General features: G+C 65.5%; 4 protein-coding genes. All 4 read left to right on the top strand.

Annotated elements, in window-relative coordinates; translation table 11 throughout:
- Window positions 1–35: 35 nt before the first annotated feature.
- Window positions 36–1,193: an acyl-CoA dehydrogenase family protein gene (locus ABWP09_RS10910; protein WP_353205170.1), complete on the top strand. Its 1,158-nt coding sequence runs from the start codon at window positions 36–38 to the stop codon at window positions 1,191–1,193.
- A gap of 130 nt (window positions 1,194–1,323) precedes the next feature.
- On the top strand, window positions 1,324–2,391 hold the full coding sequence (locus tag ABWP09_RS10915; RefSeq protein WP_353205171.1) for an enoyl-CoA hydratase/isomerase family protein: 1,068 nt from the start codon (window positions 1,324–1,326) through the stop codon (window positions 2,389–2,391).
- A gap of 112 nt (window positions 2,392–2,503) precedes the next feature.
- Window positions 2,504–3,280, top strand: coding sequence for an enoyl-CoA hydratase (locus tag ABWP09_RS10920; RefSeq protein WP_353205172.1), 777 nt, complete (start codon window positions 2,504–2,506; stop codon window positions 3,278–3,280).
- 80 nt (window positions 3,281–3,360) lie between these two features.
- Window positions 3,361–4,676: methyltransferase family protein (locus ABWP09_RS10925; RefSeq protein ID WP_353205173.1), on the top strand; the 1,316-nt coding region annotated here is incomplete at its 3' end.

Here is a 4,676-nt window from a genome sequence, read left to right on the forward strand (position 1 = left end):
AGGAATCGCCGCGCAAGCGCGATAGAACGCGCGCCATGAGCCAGCCCGACCAGATTCAATTCGACCTCACCCCCGACCAGCGCGAGATCCAGGATCTCGCGCGCAAATTTACCGCCGACCGGATCACGCCGCACGCCGCAGAATGGGATGAGAAACACATCTTCCCGCGCGCGACGATCAAGGAAGCCGCCGAGCTCGGCTTCGCGGCGATCTATGTCAGCGAGGAATCGGGCGGCATCGCGCTCGGGCGGCTCGAGGCGGCGCTGATCATGGAGGCGATGGCCTATGGCTGCCCCTCGACCAGCGCGTTCATCAGCATCCACAATATGGCGGCATGGATGATCGATCGCTTCGGATCGGCCACGGTCAAGGCGAAGTATCTGCCCGCGCTGGTCACGATGGACACGATCGCGAGCTATTGCCTGACCGAGCCCGGCTCGGGCTCCGACGCGGCTGCGCTCAAGACCAAGGCGGTCAAAGATGGCGATCATTACATCGTCACCGGCACCAAGCAGTTCATTAGCGGCGCGGGCGAGAATGACGTGTACGTCACGATGGTCCGCACCGGCGAGGATGGCCCCAAGGGCGTGTCGTGCCTGGTGATCGAAAAGGACATGCCCGGAATCAGCTTCGGCGCCAACGAACGCAAGCTCGGCTGGCATTCGCAACCGACGCGGCAAGTGATCCTCGATGGCGTGCGCGTTCCTGCAGAGAACCTCGTCGGCGGCGAGGGGGAGGGCTTCCGCATCGCGATGATGGGCCTCGATGGCGGGCGGCTCAACATCGGGGCGTGCTCGCTCGGCGGGGCGCAGCGCTGCCTCGACGAAGCGATCGGTTATACCCGCGATCGCAAGCAGTTCGGGACGGCGATCGCCGACTTCCAGAATACGCAATTCAACCTCGCCGATATGGCGACCGATCTCGAGGCGGCGCGGGCTTTGCTCTACATGGCGGCAGCGAAGGTCACCGCCAACGCGCCCGACAAGACCAAGTTCGCCGCGATGGCGAAGCGGCTGGCGACCGACACGGGCTCCGCCGTCGCCGACCGCGCGCTGCAATTGCATGGCGGTTACGGTTATTTGATGGACTATCCGATCGAACGCTTCTGGCGCGATTTGCGCGTCCATTCGATCCTTGAGGGCACCAACCAGATCATGCGCATGATCGTCGGGCGGGAGTTGACGCGGCAGTGAGCATCCAGGTTGCACCTTCCCCGGCGAAGGCCGGGGCCCAGTTGCGAGTGCGTCGGAAATCGGGTGCTATGCTCTCCAACATCGGCCTTCGCCGCTGGGTCCCGGCCTTCGCCGAGGAAGGATATCGGATATGAACGCTGACGTCCTGACCTTTGTCGAAGGCCGCATCGGCCGCATCCGGCTCAACCGGCCCAAGGCGCTCCACGCGCTCAATACCGCAATGTGCGAGGCGATCCTGGCGGCGCTGACCGCGTGGCGCACCGATCCGGCCGTCGAAGCGGTGATGATCGATCATGCCCCCTCGCCAGATGGCGACCCGAAACTGTGGCGCGGTTTCTGCGCCGGTGGCGACATCCGGATGCTGGCGGACAGCGGCGCGCAGGACGGGGCCGAGGCGCGCGCGTTCTTCCACACCGAATACCGCATGAACCATGCGCTGTTCACCTATGCCAAGCCGACCATCGCCTTCATGGACGGCATCACGATGGGCGGCGGGGTTGGCCTTGCCTGCCCGTGCGATTTCCGCATCGCGACCGAGAATACGAAGTTCGCCATGCCCGAAACGGGGATCGGGCTGTTCCCCGATGTCGGCGGCGGCTGGTATCTGTCGCGGCTGCCGGGGCGGATCGGGCAATATCTGGCGCTGACCGGGCACCGGCTCGATGGGGCGGAGTGCCTCGCGCTCGGGCTCGCGACGCATTATCTGCCAAGCGCGGCGCTGGAGGAGGCGAAGGCGATAATCACCGCTGATGCCGCGCCGATCGACCGTGCGCTCAACGCGCGCGACGGGCCTAACGGGGAGGCGGGCATTCTTGCGCGGCGGTCCGAGATCGACCGCCTCTTCGCTTCAGACGAGCTGGAAGACATCTACGCCGCACTCGAAGCCGATGGCGGCGAATGGGCGACGCAGACGCTCGCGACCCTGAAAACCAAATCCCCGCAAACGATGAAGGTCTCGCTCCGCCTCCTGCACGAAGGCGCGACGATGGCGACGTTCGAGGATGAGATGCGCCAGGAATATGCCGTGGGTGTACGCGTCGTGCAGCGCCACGATTTTCTCGAAGGCGTGCGCGCGGTGATCGTCGACAAGGACAATGCACCCAAATGGAACCCGGCGACGCCCGAAGGCGTGACCGGCCACGTGCTCGACCAGATTTTTGCGCCACTGCCGGCGGCCGAGGAATGGACGCCCGGCTAACCACATCCGTCACCCCGGCCTTGTGCCGGGGTCCACTCCTCCACCGGCGCTGCGCTCGCGGCACGGTGGACCCCGGCACAAGGCCGGGGTGACGATCGTAAGGAAGATGCCGATGACCGATTACCAAACCCTCCTCGTCGAACAGCGTGGCGCCGTGACACTCGTCACGCTCAACCGCCCGCAGGCGCTCAACGCGCTCAACAGCCAGATCCTCGCCGATCTGCTCGCCGCGATGGCCGCGTTCGATGCCGACCCTAGCCAAGGCTGCGCGGTCATCACCGGCAGCGAAAAGGCGTTCGCGGCGGGGGCCGACATCAAGGAGATGCAGGCGCAGGGCTTTGCTGACATGTACGGCCATGATTTCTTCGCCGGATGGGATCGCTTCACGCAGACGCGCAAGCCCGTCATCGCGGCGGTCGCAGGCTATGCGCTCGGCGGCGGGTGCGAGCTGGCGATGATGTGCGACTTCATCCTCGCCGCCGATACCGCGAAGTTCGGCCAGCCCGAGATCAAGCTTGCCGTCTCCCCCGGCATGGGCGGATCGCAGCGCCTTACGCGTGCCGTGGGCAAGGCCAAGGCGATGGAAATGTGCCTCACCGGTCGGATGATGGACGCCGCCGAGGCCGAGCGCGCGGGCCTTGTCAGCCGCGTGATTCCTGCCGCCGATCTGATCGAGGACGCGGTCAAGACCGCCACGACGATCGCATCGATGGCGCCGCTCGCGGTCAAGGCGAACAAGGAAATGGTCAACGCCGCGTTCGAGACGGGCCTCGCGATGGGCGTACAGTTCGAACGCCGCTTGTTCCATGCGTTGTTCGGGACCGAGGATCAGAGCGAGGGCATGGCCGCGTTCGTCGAGAAGCGCGCAGGGAAGTGGACCGGGAAATAGCGCGCTTGTGCTCGCGCGTCGGCGTGCGCGAACCATAGCCTTTACTGCGCGCTAACCACTGCCGCGCTACCACCGCGGTGATGTTCCACGACACCGTCCTCGCGCGTGCGGCCAAGGCTGCCGATCCCCGCCCGATATCCGCCGTCAGCACTGGCTGTGGGCTGGCGGGGCTCGCGGGGCTGTTTGTCTGGGTCGCGATCGCGCGCCATTTCGGCATGGATGGCCCGTTTGCGGCGCTCGCTAACGTCGCCGCGTGCGGACTGCCGATGGTGCTGTGGTCGGTGTTCGTCGACCGGGTCCACCGCAGTCCCTCGACCGGGATCGACTGGTCCGCGCCGAAACCGTGGCGCGAGACGCTCGACATTTCGCTGACCAAGCTGGCGGGCCTGTGGCTCACCTGGGCCGGCATTGCGCTGATCTATGGCACCGGGCGCTTTTACTGGACCAACCAATGGGGCGGTTTCCCGTTCGCGATGTGGTGCTTCGGCATGGCCGCGCCGGTGCTGTTCCTCGGCTCGATCCCGTACGTGCTGTGGATCGACCGCCGCCTCGTCCAGCCCAAGGATGGCGCCTGGGCACTCGGCGCGTGGCTGATGGGGCTCAACGAAGAGATCGCCCACCCCCAAGACAACCGCGAGGCGATCTACAACCATTTGCGCAGCTGGGGGGTGAAGGCGTTTTTCCTCGCCTTCATGCTCGCGGTCGTGCCCGCCGGGTTCGCCAATTTCGTCCGCGGCAATCTGTCGGAGGTGCTGCATAACCCGGTCGCGCTCGCCAATTGGCTGATCGGTTTCATGTTCGTGATCGACTGCGCCTTTGCGACCGTCGGCTATATCCTCACCTTCCGCCCGCTCGATTCGCATATCCGCAGCGCCAATCCGTTCGCGGCGGCGTGGATGGCGGCGCTGATTTGTTATCCGCCCTTCACGCTGATGGCCGATAATGGCCCGCTCGATTATCATCCCGGTACCTATGGCGCGGATGGCTGGTCGATGTGGTTCGCGGGGCACCCGGCGGTTCTGATCCCCTTGGGTGCGGTGCTGGTCGGCCTGACGGCGATCTACGCCTGGGCGACGATCGCGTTCGGCTTCCGCTTTTCGAACCTGACGCATCGCGGCATCCTGACGCACGGGCCCTACGCGTTCTCGCGCCACCCGGCCTATCTGTCGAAGAATCTGTTCTGGTGGATCGCGACGATCCCGTTCCTCACCACCGGATCGATGGTCGATGCCGCCCGCGCGACGATCCTGATGGCGGTGGTCAGCGGCGTCTATTACTGGCGCGCCAAGACCGAGGAACGGCATCTGGGGCTGGACCCGGCGTATCGTGACTATTCGGAATGGATGGCGCGCAATGGCGCGGTGCCGCGGTTTTTTGCTTGGGTCGGCGGGAAGCG

It is taken from the genome of Sphingomonas sp. (assembly GCF_040398505.1).
Classification (GTDB): domain Bacteria; phylum Pseudomonadota; class Alphaproteobacteria; order Sphingomonadales; family Sphingomonadaceae; genus Sphingomonas.